Genomic DNA, 19539 nt, shown 5'->3' on the forward strand with positions numbered 1-19539 from the left:
GGCGATTTTGCCGCAGGACGAGGCGCTGGAAACGGAGATTTTTCATTCGGACGGCGCGAAGCAGTGCGCGGAGTGCGGAACGGCTTTCGTTCCCCATTCCAACCGGGCGAAATATTGCGAGGCCTGCGCTGCAAGGGTACATCGGCGGCAGAAGAACCAAAGCGACAGAAAGAGACGGAACAACACGGACAAATAGGGGCCTACAAGGCCTCATTTTACAGGGCTTTGCGGACGGTATTCGGGGGTGGGCGGTATTGTTTCACGCCCACCCCCGAAAATCCGCTTCTAACCGTCCGCAGGAGGGGGCCGAGAGCAGCGACGAAATATAAAAGATTCTACAAAACAAATTAAGCGCCGCTCATGCGGCATTTCATATAGATACTAAGAAAGGATTTCTATGGAGAATAGCAAGACCGGAACTTGCATGACCCGTATCAAAGAGTTGCCGCCGCTGACGCTCAAGCGCCAGATCGGCGGCACCACATATATTGTGTCCTCCCGCTTCAGCGAACAGGCAAAGGAAGATATGGTCGCTAAGGTTAAACGCCTTATTTTGAGCGACAGCGGCCAGTAACAATGTTGCCCCGGACAGCTGGACACGGTATAATAGTAGTGTACATTACCGTTTGTCCGGCTGTCCCCTATAAAGGAGGACACGACTATGAACAGACAGCCAGACAGGATTACCGCTTTGTATTGCAGACTCTCCCGTGACGACGAGCTGCAAGGCGATAGCAACAGTATTGTAAATCAGAAAGAGATTTTATGGAGATACGCCGAAGAAAACCGTTTCCCCAATCCCCGCTTTTTCGTGGATGATGGGTATTCCGGCACGAACTTTGACCGCCCGGGCTATCAGGAAATGATGGATTTGGTGGAGGACAGGCAGATAACGGCCATCATTGTGAAGGACCATTCCCGGCTGGGCCGGAACCGCCTTGTGATCGGCCAGCTCTTAGAGGAGATTCTGGAGGAGCACAATGTCCGCTATATCGCTGTGACCGACAACATCGATTCCCTCAAGGGGCTGGACGATATGGTGGCGGTGCGGGATTTGTTCAAGAACACAGGTTGTTAGTGTAGGGTGTGGGAAAAGCACAAGAAATCCAGTAACCATGCAGGTTTGTTGGCATACGGATTTTAGCGGCAAAGACAAATTGACATGGAAAGCGGGCGGAACAGCCTGCACAGATTGAAACGGCAGAAAGGACAAGCTCCAAGAAAAAGCTTGTCCTCTCTTTTCATCGACAACGATGTTCTAGTTGTTTGAATGTGGATTTATTTATGTGCATTTGGTATAATGGCCTCATATACACTGGTAGATATTTCATCCTTGCGATAGAGTTTAACAATAATGATCAATTAAAAAATGTTTATTACACTAGCGGATTGCCTAAGACTTGATGGTCAAACAGATGTTAGGGCAATAATGTAAAACTATTTTTATAAACGACAAAGGGAACCAACTTATAGACTTTTGTCATGAGGAATAAAATTGGGGGGATTGCTATGAGAATCATGAATGAAATACAACGGGCAGTTAAGTATCTTAACGCTAGTGCTCCAGTTAGCGCCAAAATCGACGATGTCCAAATTGAAGCATATGTAATGCAAACCATTGATGATTTGAATAAAGGTAATTATGATTTTTCAACTTACGACTCTATAGTACTTAAGCAAGGTACAAAAAAACGTCAAGTTAAACTGTACAAGCTTTTTTCAACAGAGAACATCCTATGCCAGTATATCAAGCAGATATTGGATCGGATATTCAAGGTAAAGTATCCAAACCGGAACAAGGCTGTGCACACATTGTTTGATTTCTTTAAAGCAGTTAGGCAGATGTCAGAGTTTACTATTATTAAATTTGATTTTAAGGACTATTTTAATTCTGTATCATCTATTTATGTTTTTGAGAAGTGCATAAAAGATCAAATGACAGATCGTGCTGAAACGGAACTAATTTCTGCATTCGCTACGCAGACGAAATATTCGTATGCAGGACTAAATACTTCAAATCTGTTCTCAGAGATAATTGCAATAAAGTTTGACGAATTAATTCGACAGGCGTTTTCGCAATATGGTTTACTTTTTTTTGAACGATATATTGATGATACTATCATTATCCTGAATAATCACTTGGAACAGGCTACCTGTAACAATATCTTGGACTATTCCCTCCAGCAAGTTTATCATGATACGAGCATTGCGACTAGTGTTCCGTGTAAAACTAAGTTTAATCCATCGAAGTTCAAACTAATAACCCGGCGTTCTTTAACTACGGCATGGTCATCAGTAGATTTCTTAGGTTATGAATTTTTTTTCAGAACGGACACAAATGGCAAAACGGCAATGCAGTACGGAATAACTGCCGAGAAGCAGAATAAATATAGCGGACGAATAGATGAAATTATTGAGGACTATAAACGAAACAATGATGTAGAACTTATGCGTCATAGAATATTAGCCTTTGCGTCGCGCACTGTCTACGTGAGTAAAAAGTATAGCAATAACATTTGGAAAGCAAAGGGGTTTATAAACAACTACGGTGAATTGCGATTTCTAATTGATACACGCCTAATACATCCGGATACAGAGACTTTTTTAAAAAACATGATTGAGGATGCTTTTACCCGAAATGCTGTGCCAATTCCTTACTTTTTGAGACAGGCTAGTAATCAACGAGGATACAATCTATTGAAGAATATGATGATCAACAGGACGTTGTTACTTGTCGAGCACGTCGGATATGACAAGGCAAGTGTAGAAAAATTATGTACAAAAATTGGTATATCTGTTACTGGGAAGGGGTATGGGGCGTTGGTACGAGAGTATTTGATAAAAACAAAGGTAGGATATTAAAACAATAGGACGAGGTTGTCCTCGCCCTATTGCCGGAACTCCCCGTAGGGAGATGCCTGGACGTAATTCGCATCGTTATGTAAAAACACAGACGATGTGCAAAACGCCGATGATGTGTGTGCAGTAAACTGCACTGCAAGCTAATTGAGCTTGCAAAAATATTATAGCAGATACGGAGGTGGTTTTCAATGGCTTGGAGCGGAATTGAGCGCAATAAATTAGATTACATTTTGACTGATTTATTGCCTGTAGAACTATCAGAACGATTTTCCTTTAAACCATTCTATGACTTTTTGTTACAGAAAAAACAACAGGACGAACTGAAACAAATTGCAGATCAGATGAAAAAGGCATGTGCAAAAAGCGATCAGAAAATTTTTGAAAACGAATGGGGAACAATGCCTCTAAGATATAATATCCTTAAGGGGAACGATTCTCTGAGGCGTATGAGCCTTATTCAGCCATTTTCCGCTTTGAATATATACCTTTTTATGGAATGCTTCCAAAAAGATATTTTATATTTTTTTGAGGAAAATCATCGATTTTCAATTCGTTACCATCGGAAATGCAATGATTTATATTACAAGACTCGTTCCAGTAAAACTACGCGATATGTACAGAACGTCACTCGAAAACTTGGGAAAAGTGTTTTGCAACAGACTGGGAGTTACTTCAAAGTATATCCCTTTGATTCTGTCAACTCATTTACTGCTTCCCGAAATTGGCGTATGTGTAATTATGAATACAAGTATTTTGCGAAGATAGATTATAAATCCTGTTTTGATAGTATTTACTCCCATGTCTTTGCATGGATCATGGAGCGTAATGTCGTGGACTCTAAGAGTGCCAGTAATTCAAGCCTATTTCTGACCATTGATAGAATGTTGATGAATATTAATGGTAAAGCTTCGAATGGCATTGTTGTCGGACCGGAATACTCTCGTTTAATTGCAGAAATTCTACTTGAGCAGATTGACAATGAGGTATTCCTTGCGCTTACGCAGGAGGGGTATGAGTGGAAGAAGGACTACAGAGTTTTTCGCTATGTTGATGATCTATATATCTTTACCAATATTCCACAAGCTAGAGAGTCAATTGTAAGGAACTACCGAAACGTGAGTGGCAAATACATGTTAAATCTTAATGAACTGAAATACATCGAGTGTGATACTCCTGCAACATTTAGTAACTGGATTGAAAAGACACGGATACTTGCAGATAAAATTGACAAAAGTTTTCACAGCAAAGCTGAATATAAAGTACTAGATGCAGAACAACAGTGCCTTACAAAGCATGATGAATACATACCTGTGGACAGAATGAAGGATGAATTCATCACTCTTATTAAGGAGTATCCCAATGATAAGCGAACCATAATCTCTTTCTTACTGTCGACCTTACTAAACAAAATTGCCATGTCATGTGCAGGATATAGACTTTTTTGCGAGAATAAAACTGGCAAGGCTATGCTTTTCGTGGAATTTGCATTGTTCATGTATGCTTTTTGCCCTTGTTTTGACAACACTAGAAAAATTATATCCTTATTAGTGTACATGGATGATGAAGTCGGTTTCTCCAGAAAAAACAGCAGTGAAAATGATAAACTCCAACGGGCGATTAACCGATACGCCTTTGTTTTCCAGCGGGCTAACCTACCCGATATCTGCGATTGGTTCGTTTTGTTTAACGATTTCAATATTTCTTTGGATTCACAAACGGAGGATGCAATAATTAAAACCGCAGAGGATATTGATAATCCAATAATTTGGGCGAATATTTTAATTTACTCTCATTATTATCAACCTTTTTTTGAAACTATAAGGGAAAAAGTAAATTTAATTATCAAGGACAGGATTGACAGAATATCGCCTCATGAGCAGATGCTCCAAGATGAATTTTGGTATGTGCTGATATTTCACAACTGTACATTGCTTGATGTGAGTTGTCAGAGCCAAATACAGAATGTCATTAATTGCATAAAGAACGATGCAATGATAAATCCAAAAAACTTTCCCAATAAGAAAATTGCAATATTGATTTGCGAATTTCTTAATACAAAAGATGGCTTCTTCAATTGGGACAATAGCACAAGAATAAGTGAAAGGCTTACGTATCGCACATTCCAACGAACATTGTTTAAGAAATACAAAGGCTCACGATATGGGCTATATGCAAGTATTGATTAAAGCATCAGAAATAATTAATACAAGCATCACTGAATAATTTTATCAAATGAAATATTGTCCATCAACTATTTGGACTATGCGCCTTTGTCATTTTATATCAATTACTCGCTTAAAATTGTGATAAAAATCGAAAACCGTTGAATAATGTCGAGAACGAATGGTACGCGCGTGACACCAGCAAGAAAATCCGGGCCGTTTGGAAGGCAAAGAGCAGCGCCGGAAAAAGGCTATGTACCAATCCTCCCTATGGATACAGGAAAGACCCCGAGGACAAGGAACTCTGGCTGGTGGATGAGGAAGCCGCAAGGGTGGTGCGGGAGATTTTCAGCCTCTGTATTGCAGGCTTTGGGCCTATGCAGATTGCAAAGCGTCTGCAAAAAGAACAGGTGCTGAACCCCACCGCCTACCGGGAAGCTCACGGGCTGATTGTGGGCAATCCTACTCCCGCCGACCCGTACCATTGGGACAACAAGGCGGTTGCGGCTATTCTGGAGCGTATGGAGTATCTGGGGCACACGGTGAACTTTAAAGTTACAAAGAAGTCCTATAAGAGCAAGAAGCGTATCAAGAATCCGCCGGAAAAATGGCAGATACTGCGCGACACCCACCCGGCCATCATCGAACAGGCACAATGGGACAGGGTGCAGGAACTCCGTAAGAACAAGCGCCGCCCCACAAAGACGGGCAAGCACAATATGTTCTCCGGGCTGGTAGAGTGCGCGGACTGCGGGGCAAAGCTGTACTACTGCACCAGCAACTATTTTGAGGAACGGCAAGACCACTTTGTGTGCTCCAATTACAAGAGCAATACGGGTAGTTGCACCGCTCATTTTATCCGGGCGGTGGTTCTGGAAAAGCTGGTGCTGGAACATCTGCAAAGGACAGTGCAGTATGTGCGGGAGTACGAAAGCGAGTTTGTGCGCTCTATGGGTGACAAGTCTGTGACGGAGCGCAAGAAAGAACTGGCGGCGAAGCGTCGGACGCTCATGCAGTCCCAGCGGCGCATGGAGGAACTGGACAGGCTTTTTGGGCGGCTCTATGAGGACAACGTATCCGGGAAAATCTCTGACGAACGGTTTACAAAGCTGTCCGGCGGTTACGAAGCCGAACAGAAGGAACTGCAGGAAAAGGTTGCTATCCTGCAAACGGAGCTGACGGGGCAGGAGGAACAGGCCATGAATCTTGACCGCTTCCTTGCCATCGTCAAGAAATACACCGAGATAGAAGAGCTGACGCCCACCGTCTTAAATGAGTTCGTGGAGAAAATCATCGTCCACGCCCCGGACAAGAGTACCGGGAAACGGGTGCAGCAGGTGGAAATCAGCTATAACTGTGTCGGTGTGATTGAACTGCCGGATACCAACGCGACAAACAGCAAAACGGCATAGTCTTTTGACTATGCCGTTCGCTGGGACAGCACTTCTTTATTCGCGGCCGCACTCCGGTGGTCCCTCTCTTTATTTCTGCCCGTCCTTTTGCCGGATCTCGGTGCGTCGGATCTTCCCGCTGATGGTCTTGGGCAGCTCCTCCACAAATTCGACGATCCGCGGATACTTATAAGGAGCTGTCTGCTTCTTGACGTAGTTTTGCAGCTCCTTTTTGAGCTCGTCGCTCGGCTGATACTTCTTGGTCAGCACGATGGTCGCCTTGACCACCGTCCCGCGCACCGGGTCGGGCGCGCCGGTGATGGCGCACTCCAGCACCGCCGGATGCTCCATCAGCACGCTTTCAATCTCGAAGGGCCCGATCCGGTAACCGCTGGATTTGATCACGTCGTCGGTGCGACCGACATACCAGTAGTAGCCGTTTTCATCCCGCCAGGCGGTGTCGCCGGTATGATAGATGTCGTCGTGCCAGGCTTCACGGGTCAGCTCCTCATTGCGGTAGTAGCCCTTGAACATCCCGACCGGGCGGCCGGCGCCGGTGCGCAGCACGATCTCGCCCACCACGCCGTTGGGCACGTCGTTGCCGTCCTCGTCCACCAGCGCCATGGTGGGATAGAGCGGCGAGGGCTTGCCCATCGAGCCGGGCTTCGGCTTACTGCCCACGAGGTTGCACAGCGTCAGGGTGGTTTCGGTCTGGCCGAAGCCCTCCATCAGCTCAAGTCCGGTAAACTCCTTGAAGCGGTTATAAACCTCGGGGTTGAGCGCTTCGCCCGCTGTGGTGGCGTACTGCAGGGAGCTCAGATCATACCCGTCCATCCCCTCCTTGATGAAGAAGCGGTACATGGTCGGCGGGGCGCAGAAGGTGGTGATCTTATATTTTTCGATCATCGAGAGGATTTCGTGGCTGTTAAATTTCTCAAAGTCATAGACGAAAATCCCCGCCGCGCAGAGCCACTGGCCGTAGAGTTTTCCCCAGGCCGCCTTGCCCCAGCCGGTGTCCGAGATCGTCAGGTGCAGCCCGTCGGGATCGACGTTGTGCCAGTAGCGGGCGGTGATGATATGCCCGATGGCGTAGCTGTGGTCGTGCACCACCATCTTGGGATAGCCGGTGGTGCCGGAGGTGAAGTAGGCGAGCATCCCGATGTCATAGGTGGTGGGCACCCGCTCGAAGTGCTCGTCCGCCGCCTCAACAAGCGCGTCGTAATCGCTCCAGCCCTCCTTTTTCCCTCTCGCGGTCAGCTTGCACTTGAGGCCGCCGTACTCTTGGCAGGCTTCGTCCACAAAGCGGGTGGTCTCCCCCTCGGCGGTGCAGATGATCCCGGCCACCTCGGCGAGCTGGAAGCGGTAGAGGATGTCCTTCTCGGTCAGCAGGTGGGTGGCGGGGATGGCCACGGCGCCGAGCTTGTGCAGCGCAAGGATCGCCGTCCAGAACTGGTAATGCCGCTTTAGGATGAGCATCACCTTGTCGCCCTTGGAGATTCCGAGCTCCCGCAGGACGTTGGCCGCCTTGTCGCTCTCGCGCTTGAGGTCCCCGAAGGTGAAAATGCGCTCCTCCCCCAGGGTGTTGCACCAGACCATCGCCCGGCGGTTCGGCTCCAGGCGGGCGATCTCGTCCGTCACGTCGTAGGCAAAGTTGAAAGTCTCGGGGACGATCGGCTCAAAGTAATTGAGCACCCCATTTTTGTCAAAGCCCTCCTTGCAGAAGCGCTGATAGAATTTTCCGATATCCGACATTTCCCTTAGTCCTCCTTCTTCTTATGAGGATTCTTGAGCACCACCGCGAGAAATACGCACTCCTCGCCCCCGGTGGCGATCATGCCGTGCCCGTGGCCCGAGTCATAGTAGATGGCGTCGCCCTCGCCGAGCACCTCGATCTTGTCCTCCATGGCGACCTTTAAGCTGCCCTTGAGGATATAGTCGAACTCCTGCCCCTCATGGAAGGAGAGATGGATCGGCTGATCCTGCTCCTCGGGCAGATAGGGCGCGCGCACCAAAAAGGGCTCGCAGAGCTTGTTTTCAAAGAGATAGGCCAGGTGGTTATAGGTGAAGCCCCGCCGTCTCTCGATGGGCAGACCCTGCCCGTTGCGCACCACCGAGTAGAAGCTCAGCTTGGGGCTGTCCCCGGTGAGGATTTCGACGAGGTCCACCCCGAAGCGCTCGGCGCACTGGTACAAAAAGGTGAAGGAGAAATCCCCCTTGCCGTCCTCCAGGTCCTGGTACTCCTGCTCGCTGACCCCGGTGGTCTGCGCCATCTCGGCGACCGGAATCTCCAGAATATCCCGCAACGTGCGAATTCGCTGAGCAATGGCCGCAATTTTATCTTCCATGACGGTTCCTCCTTGAATTGATTTTGAAAATACAAAAACGGCCCATCCCTGTTTTCTACAGGGACGAGCCGGTCTATCCTGCCCGTGGTACCACCCGGTTTGCCGCGCCATGCCGGACGCGGCCGCTCTTTTCGAGTTCCAACAAACTCCAGACTTGTAACGCTGTCTTTGCGGGGACGCCTACTGCCTGTGTTCAGCGCCCGGCTCCAAGGTGATCGGCATGGCGGACCGCTCCGCGCCGGCTTGCACCAACCGCCGGCTCTCTGTGGCGGGCCTCTGTCCGCGGCCATCCTTTTCCTCGCCTTTATGCTGTTAAATTGTGATTATCATAACGCACTTGGCAGCCGCTGTCAAGGGGAAAGGAGAAATTATTGGCGCGGCAGCAGAAAGTCCCGGATTTCGTTTGGCGCGAAGACAATCCTGTCCGCGCCCGCTTGCCGAAGCTCCCGCGCGCCCCGGAAGCCCCAGTCGACCCCGATGACATAGAGCCCCGCATAATGCCCGGTCTGCACGTCCACATCGCTGTCCCCGATGTAGACGGCGCGCTCCGGCCTGGTCCCCGCCAGGCGCAGCACCTCATGCACCGCGGTGGGGTCAGGCTTGCGCGGGACCCCCTCCCGCTTGCCGAAGGCGGCAAAAAAGGTATCGGGAAAAAGCTGCTCCACCATTTTTTCCGTGAAGGGGTGGGGCTTGTTGGAGAGCACCGCAAGCTTGATTCCGGCCCCCCTGAGGGCGGCGAGCATCCGCCGCACACCCTCATAGGGCGCGGAATGGCAGAGATAGCACTCCTCATAATAGCGGTCGAACAGACCGTTGAGACGGACCAGCGTCTCCTCGTCCCTGTGCCCCTCGGGTAGGATGCGCTCCATCAGCTTCTTGACCCCGCTGCCGACGAAATAGCGGTACTCCCCGAGCGAATGCCGCGGGTATCCCAGATCCCCCAGCGCCCGGTTGCAGGCGTCAGCGAGGTCCTGTAACGTGTCGGCCAGCGTCCCATCCAGATCGAAGACGGCGAGCTCATAGTCCCCGCCGGTGTTAAAAATCTGCCCGCCGAAGCTGTCCGCCGCGACGATCAGAGGGAAATCTTCCACTTCCAGCCGTTTGATGGACTCACAGCCCAGGTCCTCGAAGGCGATTACCTCACAGGAGCGCACGCATTTGGCCGCCAGCGCCCCGGCGCCGCCCATGGCGCACAGGTAGAGCCCGCCATTTTTTCGCACCGCCTCGTAGACTGCCGGCGAGCGCTCCCCCTTGCCGATGGTGGCGAGCAGCCCGAGATCCATCAACCGCGGGGTAAACGGGTCCATGCGCGAGGAGGTCGTCGGCCCGCAGGAGCCGATAGGGCTCCCCTCCCGCGCGGCGGTCGGCCCCGCGAAGTAGATCACCGCATCCCGCAACGGGAAGGGGGAGCGCTCGCCCCCCTCGAGAAGTTCCATAATCCTTTTGTGCGCGGCGTCCCGCGCCGTGTAGATCGTCCCGGACAGGAGGATCCTATCGCCTGCGCGCAGCTCCTTTGCCGCCGCGCGCAGGTTGTCCACCGATATGCTTTGAATCACTGTTTGCCCACCTTTTAGAAACCTGCTGTGTCAGCGAAGTGAACCCCTTTTTACAAAGCCGCTTTGTTTCTGTTATGCCGCGGTTCAGCCTTGATAGGGTTGCGTAAAAAAATCGGGATTCTCCATCCTTCTGGGCTCATATCCAGCGCCCGCCGGCGCCTGCTGGGAAGGCGCCTGATAGGGCTCTTCATAGGCCGGCTCGCCGGAATCGGTATTCCCGGCGCTGATGTAAAGATGCCCCTCGGCCTCCTTGATCGCCAGGTCGATGGCCGACATCTTGTCGTCCAGCCCCTGCAGCGTCTCGGCCGCGAAGGAGCGCAGCCGGTAAATATCATTTTTAAATTCATCAACCCGCTTGTTGATGTCATAGATATTATCGATCGATTCCTTGGCGATCTGCTCGGCCTGGCTACGCGCGCGGGAAACGATGTCGTCGGCCTGCTTCTGCGCTTCGAGCATGACCGCACCCACCTGGGCGGTGACCTCGTCGTAGCGGCGGCTCTTCTCCTCTCCCTGATGCAAAGCCCCCTGCAGCTGGTTGACCCGCTCGCAGGCCTGCGCGAGCTGGCTTTCAAGCTCGGCAATGCGCGCATCCTTGCCCGCCTGGGAGGCGCTGAGCTGCTCCTCGCGCTTTTGAAGGGCCTCCTCGCGCTCGTTCACGGCCTCGTCCTTCTTGGAAAGCTGCTCCTCGAGCGAGGTGACCTTCACCTGCAGCTCGGCCAGCTGGCTACTCATCAGATCGCGGGAGGAGGACGCCTCGTCCGCCTGCCTTTGCAGCTCGGCCTCGCGCTCCTGGGACTTAGAGATCAGCTCGTCGATATAGGTCAAAACGGACTGCTTGTCGAATCCGCCGAATGCGGCTGTTTTAAATTCCAAAACGATACCTCCTAAACACTGTACCTTCATGATATGATAGGGCAAGGAACCGTTATGCCAGCGCGAAGCGCATGGGATACCGGCCATTTAAAAGATGGGAGCGCCATTTGGCACAGCCATTGTGCTCATTATACCATAATTTGAGGGCGAATCAAACACAATATTTTGGATTCCCGCCGCTTTTTGGAGAATCGGGCAGCGAATTGTAAACATTCTGTCGGCGGCGATTGACTGGCGGCGGATTTTGTATTATAGTTATTAATGTATACTGTTTTATTCCAGATTCAATTTTCGGCCTTTTCCGCGTTGGAATTTCCCTCTTGCACCAGTCGGTTTTCCTGCCGCCGGGCCTGAAATATCTGTGATGCCACTTCACTTTACACAAATGGACAATCCCCATTCCCAAGCGGTTTTCCGCTTTGCCGAATCCGGGTCCTGGGAGGTTTCACATGCACTACAAAATTGGTATCGATATTGGTTCCACCACGCTCAAGTGCGTCGTGCTCGACGAGAGCGACAACATTCTTTACAAGAGCTATGAGCGGCATATGTCCCGCGTGCGGCAGCTGACGCTGGAAAAATTTGTCGAACTTGAGGAGCTGCTGCGGGGGAACGAGCTCAAGGTTTCCATCACCGGCTCGGCGGGGCTGGGCGTCTCGGACAAGAGCGGGCTGCCCTTCGTGCAGGAGGTGTTCGCCACCTCGCAGGCGGCCAAGGTCTACTATCCGCAGACCGACGTGGTGATCGAGCTCGGGGGCGAGGACGCCAAAATCCTCTTTTTGCAAGGTACGCCCGAGGAGCGTATGAACAGCACCTGCGCGGGCGGCACCGGCTCCTTCATCGACCAGATGGCCGCGCTGCTGGCGGTGGACGTTGGGGAGCTCGACCGGCTAAGCCTGCGGCACACCTGCCTCTACCCCATCGCCTCGCGCTGCGGGGTGTTCGCCAAGACCGACATCCAGCCGCTGATCAACCAGGGGGCCCAGAAGGAGGACCTGGCGGCCTCCATCTTCCAGGCGGTGGTGGATCAGACCATCGCGGGACTTGCCCAGGGGCGGCCGATCGTGGGGAACGTGCTCTTTCTGGGCGGGCCGCTCGCCTTTTTGCAGGGGCTGCGCCAGCGCTTCGTCGAGACCTTGAAGCTGGACGAGCGCTCCGCGATCTTCACGCCCCTCGCGCAGTATTTCGTGGCGCTCGGCGCCGCCATCTACGCCGGCGGGCTCCCCCAGAGCTTTTGCTACGGGGACCTGATCGCCGCCATGGAGCGCGCGCTGAAGGCTCCCAGCGAGTCGCGCGGGCTGCCTCCCCTCTTTGAAAGCGATGCGGAATACGAGGCCTTCCAAAAACGGCACCAGAGCGCGAAGGTCGACAGCGTTGACCTCGCCGAGTACTGCGGCGGAGTCTATATCGGGATCGATGCCGGGTCCACCACCACCAAGCTGGCGGTGATCGACGAGCGGGACAACCTGCTCTACAGCCACTATTGCCGCAACAACGGCAACCCGCTCGAGGTGGTGCTGCAGGAGCTGGGTACCATCTATTTCCTGGGAAAGGACCGGATCAAGGTACTCGGCAGTGCGGTCACCGGCTACGGCGAGGAGCTGATGCTCGGCGCCTTCGACGTGGACGAGGGCGTGGTCGAGACGGTGGCGCACTACACCGCCGCGCGGCACTTTAACCCCGACGTCAGCTTTATCATCGACATCGGCGGGCAGGACATGAAGTGCTTCCATATCAAGGACGGGGCCATCGACAGCATATTGCTCAACGAGGCCTGCTCCTCTGGCTGCGGCTCCTTTATTGAGACCTTTGCGAATTCGATGGGCTACCCCATCGAGGAATTCGCCCGGCTCGGGCTGTTCGCCAAGGCCCCGGTGGATTTGGGGACGCGCTGCACCGTCTTTATGAACTCCTCGGTCAAGCAGGCCCAGAAGGACGGCGCGCCGGTCGAGGACATCTCGGCGGGGCTGAGTATCAGCGTGGTCAAGAACGCGCTTTATAAGGTCATCCGGGTGCACAGCGCCGACGAGCTGGGCGAGAACATTGTGGTACAGGGCGGCACCTTCTTAAACGACTCGGTGCTGCGCAGCTTTGAAAAGGAGCTGGGCCACGATGTCGTGCGCCCCCAGATCGCCGGGCTGATGGGCGCCTATGGCGCGGCCCTGATCGCCAAGGAACGCTCGAAGGGACAGAGCACCATCAGCACCCGGGAGGAGCTCGAACAGTTCACCCACACAAGCGTCCCGGTCACCTGCAAGCGCTGCACCAACCATTGCCGCCTGACCATCAACACCTTCCCCGGCGGGCGCAAGTTCATCTCCGGCAACAAGTGCGAGCGCCCGGTCACGGGTGAGAAGGGCGCCGACCTGCCCAACCTCTATCAGTTCAAGTACGGGCTGCTCACCTCCCTGCCCAAGTTCCCGAATAAACGGGGCACCATGGGGATCCCCCTGGCGCTCAATATGTACGAAAACCTGCCGTTCTGGAACACCTTTTTCGGGCGCCTCGGCTTTGAGGTGGTCGTTTCGGATTCCTCCACCCGCAAGCTCTATTCCAGCGGGCAGCACACCATCCCCTCGGACACCGTCTGCTTCCCGGCCAAGGTGACCCACGGGCACATCCAGAACCTGATCGGCAAGGGGGTCGACTCGATCTTCTATCCCTGCATGTCCTACAACTTCGACGAGGGGATGAGCGACAACTGCTACAATTGCCCGGTGGTCGCCTATTACCCCGAGGTTATCTTCGCCAACATGTCGGTGCCGCCCAACATCCGCTTCCTCTATCCTTATATCAGCCTCAACGACCGGGATTTCTTTGTAAAACGGATCACCGGAGTGCTGCGCGAATACTGGCCGGACATCGGCAAACGCGCTGTCGCAGACGCGGCCACAGCTGCCTATGACGCGCTGGAAGCCCACCACAACGCCATCCGCGAGGAGGGGCTGCGGGCCATCCAGTACGCCAAGGACCACCGCCGCAAGACCATCATCCTCTCGGGGCGGCCCTACCACATCGACCCGCTGATCAACCACGGGATCGACAACCTGATCGCCTCGCTCGGCTTCGTCATCCTCTCGGAGGACAGCGTGCCCGCCCTGCCCGAATACCACCGGGTCAACGTGCTCAACCAGTGGACCTACCACGCCAGGATGTACAACGCCGCCAGGCAGTGTGTAGGCATGCCGGACACCGAGATGGTCCAGCTGGTCTCCTTCGGCTGCGGGCTGGACGCCATCACCACCGACGAGGTGCGCGAGCTGCTGCGCCACGGCGGCAAGCTCTATACCCAGATCAAGATCGATGAAATCAACAATCTCGGCGCCGTCAAGATCCGCCTGCGCAGCCTGCAAGCGGCGATGAACGGGCGGGCGGAGGAATCCAGGCTCCCCACCGGAAAGGCATGAAACGCATGAACAACGAATATACCGAATACACCGTACCAAAGCCGGAATTTACCCCTGAAATGAAGGCCACCCACACCATCCTGGTGCCGATGATGCTTCCCATCCACTTCGAGATGCTCTGCGAGGTGCTGCGCCAGGAGGGCTACAAGGTCGAGCTGCTGCGCACCAACCACCGCCAGATCGTGGACGAGGGATTAAAGAGCGTGCACAACGACACCTGCTACCCGGCGCTGCTGGTCATCGGGCAGATGATGGACGCGCTCAAGAGCGGGAAGTACGATCTCAATAAAGTGGCCCTGCTCATCACCCAGACCGGCGGCGGCTGCCGCGCCTCCAACTATTTGAGCCTGCTGCGCAAGGCGCTCGCCAACGCCGGACTTTCGCACGTCCCGGTCATTTCGATCAACTTTACGGGGCTCGAAGAGAACAGCGGTTTTAAAATCAGCCTGCGCGCGCTGGTCAAATGCGCCTTCGCGCTGACCTATGGCGACATGATCATGTGGGTGCGCAACCAGGTGCGCCCCTACGAGCGCCATCCCGGCGAGACCCAGCGGGTGGTGGAGAAATGGACCCGCGAGCTGACGGGGCAGTTTCGCTCCCCCCGCTTCTTCTTCGTCAAACGCAATTATAGGCGCATCCTGCGCGATTTCGCCGCCATCGAGCAGGTGAAGCGCGAGCCGATCCGGGTCGGGATCGTCGGTGAAATCTATATGAAATACGCGGCGCTCGGCAACAATTCTCTCGAGGACTTCCTCGTCTCCCAGGGGGCCGAGCCCGTCGTCTCGGGGGTGAGCGACTTCATGCTCTACTGCCTGCGCAACGGGGTCTTCGACAACCGCCTCTACGGCACCAACCCGCGCGGGAAGCTGATCTGGCGGGTGGCGGGCGGATATCTCCTCAGCCGCCAAAAGCAGATGATCGCCGCCATCAAGGAGCATGGAGCCTTTCGCGCCCCCACCGCCTTTACCGAGCTCGAAAAACTGGTCGAGGGCTACATCGGCACCGGCGCCAAGATGGGCGAGGGGTGGCTGCTCACCAGCGAGATGCTCGAGCTGATCCACAGCGGGGTCAACAACATCGTCTGCACCCAGCCCTTCGGCTGCCTGCCCAACCATATCGTGGCCAAGGGGATGATCCGCAAGATCAAGGAGCACCATCCGCAGGCGAACATCGTCGCGGTGGACTACGACCCGGGCGCCAGCCGGATCAACCAGGAAAACCGGATCAAGCTGATGCTCGCCATCGCCCACCAGCAAGCCGAAGAGGAAAAGAGCGGGCCTACCCCCTCTCCCGCCGCGCCGCAGGAGGAGCGGGTGATGGCGGGATGACCATCCACCCGGCGGGGATTGTTGACATCCCCGCGCTCAGCCTGATCCACGCGCGCAGCTGGAAGGAGGCTTACCGCGGGATGGTGCCGCAGGAATACCTCGACAGCCTCTCGGACGACCGCTGGGAGCCCATGCTGCGCGCCTGGCTCGCGGCGGGCAACCACGCGCTGATGCTGTTGGAAGACGGGCTCCCTGTCGGCTGCTGTACCTATGGCGCCGCCAGGGAGGAACGCTTTGCCGGCTGGGGCGAGATCGTCTCCCTCTACCTGCTGCCCGGCTATATCGGCTGCGGCTATGGACTGGCCCTGTTGCAGGCTGTGTTGCAGGATATGGAAAAAAATGGGTATCAAAAAATTACCCTTTGGGTGTTGCGGGAAAACCGGCGCGCCCGCCGCTTCTACCGCAAAAACGGGTTCGTCCAAAACGGGGAGCGCTGCCACAGCGAGGCGGGCGGCAAACAGCTGACCGAGCTGCGGTACGTCAGAGGATAATCGGAAAAGCAAACGCCCGGGCCGCCATACGCGGCCCGGGCATTTTTGTAGCTGATATCAAAGCTGGTTCTTGATCCTGTCCAGCGCGCCCTTCTCCAGTCTTGAGACCTGTGCCTGGGAAATGCCGATCTCCTGGGCCACGTCCATCTGGGTCTTGCCCTGGAAGAAACGGCAGTAGAGGATTTTCTTCTCCCGCTCGCCCAGCCCCGTGATCGCCTCTTTGAGCGAAATCTCGTCCAGCCAGTCGGTCTGGTCCCCCTGATCCCCCACCTGGTCCATCACATAGATGGTGTCCCCGCCGTCTGAAAAGACCGGCTCATAGAGGGAGACCGGATCCACGATGGATTCCAGCGCCAGCACCACGTCGCACTTGGGGCAGCCCATCTCCTTTGCAATCTCCTCGATGGTCGGCTCCCGGCTGTGCTCGGCAATGAACTGCTCCTTGACGATCATCGCCCGGTAGGCGGTGTCCCGCATCGAGCGGCTCACCCGGATGGGATTGTTGTCCCGCAGATACCGCCGAATTTCACCCAGAATCATCGGCACGCCGTAGGTGGAAAATTTGACCATCTGGTTGGGGTCAAAGTTGTCGATCGCCTTGATCAGCCCCACGCATCCGACCTGGAACAGGTCGTCCAGGTTTTCCCCGCGGTTGGTGAACTTCTGCACCACGCTGAGCACCAGGCGCAGGTTCCCGGCGATCAGCTCCTCCCTCGCCTGGTTGTCCCCCTCGCGTACACGCTTTAAAAGCTCGATCTTTTCCTTCTCCTTGAGCACCTTGAGCTTGGAGGTATTGACCCCGCAGATCTCCACCTTGTTTGTGTACACCGCAACCATCCCCTTTTCTTTTACGCTAGGAGTATGGCCGCCGGTTTTGGGGGTCATTCAGCTTTTCGCCACTTGGCAATAGTTACTAGATGCCGCTCGCTTCGCGGCATTTTTTGTGTTATACTAATGAAAATCGTCGATTATGGGAGGGATTCGGGTTGGCCGAGCTTCTGCGCAATATCCAGGATACCGTGGCGCGGTACGCCGCCATCATCTCCAGGGTGCTGGATGTGAGCGTCGAAATCGTGGATGGAAACCTGTTCCGCTTGGCGGGGACGGGGATGTTCGCGCCCGGCGTCAACCGGGACATGTCCTCGGAGGGCTTCGTCTACCGGCATGTGCTGCAGACGCGAAAGCGCCAGGTCATCTCGGACCCGGGAAACGACCCGCTCTGCACGCACTGCCAGCACCAAAACCACTGCCTCGAAAAATTTGAGATTTCCACTCCCATCCTCTGCGACGGGCAGGTGATCGGGATCATCGGGCTCGCCTGCCAGAACGAGGAGGAGAAGCTGCGCCTGGAAAGGAAACTTGACGACTATCTCGACTTCCTCGACCAAATCTCCGACTTCATCGGGATCAAGGCGCACGAGCAGCTCGAGGCCGCCCACAACCGGGCGATGATCAGCATGCTCGACAGCGTGATCAACAAGGTGGACCAGGGGGTGCTGATCCTCGGCGAGGAGGGCGAGATCACCACCTTCAATGAGAGCGCCCGCCAGCAGCTCCATCTGGGAGGCGGGCTGCTCGGGCGTCCGGTGGGGATCGCCTTCACCGGCGACACGCTGGGCAACGCCAAGGAATACAAGCTCGCCATCGACGGGACCAGCCGCACGGTCATGGGGGAAATCTTTTCGATCGGCGGCAGCGACCCGCATTATGCGACCGTACTGCTCTTCACCGACAGCAAAAAGCTGCACTCCCAGCTGTATGAGATGACCTCCACCGTCTCTTCACTCGGCTGCCAGCACATCATCGGCACCAGCGAACAAATCGTCCAGCTCAAGCTGGACATCCACAAGGTCGCCCGCTCGAGCTCCACCGTGCTGATCACCGGCGAGAGCGGCACCGGCAAGGAGCTGGTCGCCACCGCCATCTGGCAGGATTCGGAGCGCAAAAACCAACGCTTTGTGGCCATCAACTGCGCCGCCATCCCCGAGAGCCTCTTGGAGAGCGAGCTTTTCGGCTACGTCAAGGGGGCCTTTACCGGGGCGGACCCGAACGGGAAGATCGGCAAGTTCGAGCTGGCCCAGGGCGGGGTGATCTTCCTCGACGAGATCGGCGACATGCCGCTCCATCTTCAGGTAAAGCTGCTACGGGTGATCCAGGAGCGCAAGCTCATGCGGATCGGCTCCAACCAGGTCATCCCGGTCAATGTGCGGATCATCGCCGCCACCAACAAGGACCTGCGCCAGATGATCGAGGAAAGGAAGTTCCGCGAGGACCTATACTACCGCCTCAACGTAATCCCCCTGCACATCCCCCCGCTGCGGGAGCGCAAGGAGGACATCGACTCCCTGGTACAGTTCTTCATCGAGCGGTACGTCCGGCTGTTCGACAAATGTTACGCGGGGATCGATGAACAGACCATGTGGTACCTGCGCGAGCACCGCTGGGCCGGTAACATCCGGGAGCTGGAAAACGCCGTCGAGTTCATGGTCAACATGATGGAGGAGGACGGCAGACTCACCGTCTCCACCCTGCCCAAGGAAATCCGCGAGACGGTCGGTTCCGGACAGAACCGCTCCCCGGACGTCATGACCCTGCGCGAGCTTGAGCGGCGGGAGATCGCCAAGGCCTTGCAGCGCCACCCGGCGACAACCGAAGGGAAGCGGCAGGCGGCGAAGGAACTGGGGATCAGCATGGCAACCCTTTACCGCAAGCTGGAGCAGGAGGAGAACCTTTAGCTTTTGTGTGGATATTCTATTTTTCTCAGATTGAGAAGTGTTTTTTGTCTGTTATTTTAGTTTCCCCGTATCCCGAGGCTCAATCAAGCCAGTTGAACTATTTTTTCTCAAAATTAGAAAGTTTCTAATATTGAGAAAATAAAAATTGGGTATTTATTTTTGTCCTGGATTAAAAATGCAACTTTCTTTGTGGAGAATCGTCAAAGCCGCCGCGTACGGCTTGGCGGTTCTCCACAATCTTTTTTTGTTTTCTTTCACCTGGCACGATATTTGCAATATAAAAGGGTGAGGCCCTTTCCGCAAGCATTCAATAAGGGCGCAGAATCAATCCCCGGCCTGAAGAAAGCAGGCGCGCCCTTTGGGCCGGGACCGACGATTTATCATTC

At 54.5% G+C, this 19539-nt stretch carries 14 protein-coding genes, 1 pseudogene and 1 other annotated feature; of the genes and pseudogenes, 10 read left to right on the forward strand and 5 right to left on the reverse strand.

The genetic code is table 11. The features are described 5' to 3' along the window. From EDD78_RS14110 to EDD78_RS11390, 6 genes and pseudogenes are all read left to right on the forward strand, one after another. A pseudogene (locus EDD78_RS14110) lies at nucleotides 1-196 on the forward strand (hypothetical protein); the annotation flags it as partial. Nucleotides 197-397: 201 nt separating this feature from the next. Further along, the gene (locus tag EDD78_RS11370; protein WP_434059183.1) at nucleotides 398-574 is read left to right on the forward strand and encodes a transposon-encoded TnpW family protein; all 177 of its coding nucleotides are present in this window, start codon (nucleotides 398-400) and stop codon (nucleotides 572-574) included. 87 nt (nucleotides 575-661) lie between these two features. Further along, nucleotides 662-1078: a recombinase family protein gene (locus tag EDD78_RS11375; RefSeq protein ID WP_286170867.1), complete on the forward strand. Its 417-nt coding sequence runs from the start codon at nucleotides 662-664 to the stop codon at nucleotides 1076-1078. 431 nt (nucleotides 1079-1509) lie between these two features. Next, nucleotides 1510-2862, forward strand: a complete 1353-nt coding sequence (locus EDD78_RS11380) for an RNA-dependent RNA polymerase family protein (protein ID WP_132085010.1) — start codon at nucleotides 1510-1512, stop codon at nucleotides 2860-2862. A gap of 188 nt (nucleotides 2863-3050) precedes the next feature. Then, on the forward strand, nucleotides 3051-5048 hold the full coding sequence (locus EDD78_RS11385) for an RNA-directed DNA polymerase (RefSeq protein WP_132085011.1): 1998 nt from the start codon (nucleotides 3051-3053) through the stop codon (nucleotides 5046-5048). A gap of 137 nt (nucleotides 5049-5185) precedes the next feature. Then, nucleotides 5186-6436: a DUF4368 domain-containing protein gene (locus tag EDD78_RS11390; protein WP_207668680.1), complete on the forward strand. Its 1251-nt coding sequence runs from the start codon at nucleotides 5186-5188 to the stop codon at nucleotides 6434-6436. Between the two features lie 69 nt (nucleotides 6437-6505). Here EDD78_RS11390 and EDD78_RS11395 read toward each other — a convergent pair whose 3' ends face one another. The 4 genes from EDD78_RS11395 to EDD78_RS11410 form a co-directional block, all read right to left on the reverse strand. Continuing rightward, the gene (locus tag EDD78_RS11395) at nucleotides 6506-8167 is read right to left on the reverse strand and encodes an AMP-binding protein (protein ID WP_132085012.1); all 1662 of its coding nucleotides are present in this window, start codon (nucleotides 8165-8167) and stop codon (nucleotides 6506-6508) included. Between the two features lie 5 nt (nucleotides 8168-8172). Then, nucleotides 8173-8760 carry a helix-turn-helix domain-containing protein gene (locus EDD78_RS11400; RefSeq protein ID WP_079699183.1) on the reverse strand — a complete coding sequence of 196 codons (588 nt, stop codon included), beginning with the start codon at nucleotides 8758-8760 and terminating at the stop codon, nucleotides 8173-8175. 56 nt (nucleotides 8761-8816) lie between these two features. After that, nucleotides 8817-9068 (reverse strand) — a binding site (T-box leader). 60 nt (nucleotides 9069-9128) lie between these two features. Beyond that, entirely contained in the window at nucleotides 9129-10316 is a 1188-nt protein-coding gene (locus EDD78_RS14275) for a FumA C-terminus/TtdB family hydratase beta subunit (protein WP_132085013.1), read from the reverse strand. An 84-nt stretch (nucleotides 10317-10400) separates the two neighbouring features. Further along, entirely contained in the window at nucleotides 10401-11192 is a 792-nt protein-coding gene (locus EDD78_RS11410; RefSeq protein ID WP_079699182.1) for a hypothetical protein, read from the reverse strand. Nucleotides 11193-11641: 449 nt separating this feature from the next. On the opposite strand from EDD78_RS11410, the gene EDD78_RS11415 reads away from it, so the two are divergent. The 3 genes from EDD78_RS11415 to EDD78_RS11425 are packed head-to-tail and all read left to right on the forward strand — an operon-like array spanning nucleotide 11642 to nucleotide 16418. Beyond that, nucleotides 11642-14599 (forward strand): acyl-CoA dehydratase activase, encoded by a 2958-nt coding sequence (locus EDD78_RS11415; RefSeq protein WP_132085014.1) that lies wholly within the window; start codon nucleotides 11642-11644, stop codon nucleotides 14597-14599. 5 nt (nucleotides 14600-14604) lie between these two features. Continuing rightward, nucleotides 14605-15927 carry a 2-hydroxyglutaryl-CoA dehydratase gene (locus EDD78_RS11420; protein WP_434059184.1) on the forward strand — a complete coding sequence of 441 codons (1323 nt, stop codon included), beginning with the start codon at nucleotides 14605-14607 and terminating at the stop codon, nucleotides 15925-15927. Continuing rightward, the gene (locus EDD78_RS11425) at nucleotides 15924-16418 is read left to right on the forward strand and encodes a GNAT family N-acetyltransferase (protein WP_132085016.1); all 495 of its coding nucleotides are present in this window, start codon (nucleotides 15924-15926) and stop codon (nucleotides 16416-16418) included. The genes EDD78_RS11420 and EDD78_RS11425 overlap by 4 nt, the downstream gene beginning before the upstream one ends. Before the next feature lie 57 nt (nucleotides 16419-16475). Here EDD78_RS11425 and sigG read toward each other — a convergent pair whose 3' ends face one another. Further along, nucleotides 16476-17246, reverse strand: a complete 771-nt coding sequence (gene sigG, locus EDD78_RS11430) for an RNA polymerase sporulation sigma factor SigG (RefSeq protein WP_117507606.1) — start codon at nucleotides 17244-17246, stop codon at nucleotides 16476-16478. Between the two features lie 158 nt (nucleotides 17247-17404). On the opposite strand from sigG, the gene EDD78_RS11435 reads away from it, so the two are divergent. Continuing rightward, the gene (locus EDD78_RS11435; RefSeq protein ID WP_207668681.1) at nucleotides 17405-19153 is read left to right on the forward strand and encodes a sigma-54-dependent Fis family transcriptional regulator; all 1749 of its coding nucleotides are present in this window, start codon (nucleotides 17405-17407) and stop codon (nucleotides 19151-19153) included. Nucleotides 19154-19539: the final 386 nt, after the last annotated feature.

This window comes from Harryflintia acetispora (assembly GCA_004340125.1).
GTDB classification, from domain to species: domain Bacteria; phylum Bacillota; class Clostridia; order Oscillospirales; family Ruminococcaceae; genus Harryflintia; species Harryflintia acetispora.

What these genes read in the sequence shown, in the direction of transcription:
- EDD78_RS11425 (WP_132085016.1), top strand. Translation starts at nt 15,924, where the DNA reads ATGACCATCCACCCGGCGGGGATTGTTGACATCCCCGCGCTCAGCCTG.
- EDD78_RS11380 (WP_132085010.1), top strand. Translation starts at nt 1,510, where the DNA reads ATGAGAATCATGAATGAAATACAACGGGCAGTTAAGTATCTTAACGCT.
- EDD78_RS11420 (WP_434059184.1), top strand. Translation starts at nt 14,605, where the DNA reads ATGAACAACGAATATACCGAATACACCGTACCAAAGCCGGAATTTACC.
- EDD78_RS11395 (WP_132085012.1), bottom strand. Translation starts at nt 8,167, where the DNA reads ATGTCGGATATCGGAAAATTCTATCAGCGCTTCTGCAAGGAGGGCTTT.
- EDD78_RS11375 (WP_286170867.1), top strand. Translation starts at nt 662, where the DNA reads ATGAACAGACAGCCAGACAGGATTACCGCTTTGTATTGCAGACTCTCC.
- EDD78_RS11385 (WP_132085011.1), top strand. Translation starts at nt 3,051, where the DNA reads ATGGCTTGGAGCGGAATTGAGCGCAATAAATTAGATTACATTTTGACT.
- EDD78_RS11400 (WP_079699183.1), bottom strand. Translation starts at nt 8,760, where the DNA reads ATGGAAGATAAAATTGCGGCCATTGCTCAGCGAATTCGCACGTTGCGG.
- EDD78_RS11415 (WP_132085014.1), top strand. Translation starts at nt 11,642, where the DNA reads ATGCACTACAAAATTGGTATCGATATTGGTTCCACCACGCTCAAGTGC.
- EDD78_RS11370 (WP_434059183.1), top strand. Translation starts at nt 398, where the DNA reads ATGGAGAATAGCAAGACCGGAACTTGCATGACCCGTATCAAAGAGTTG.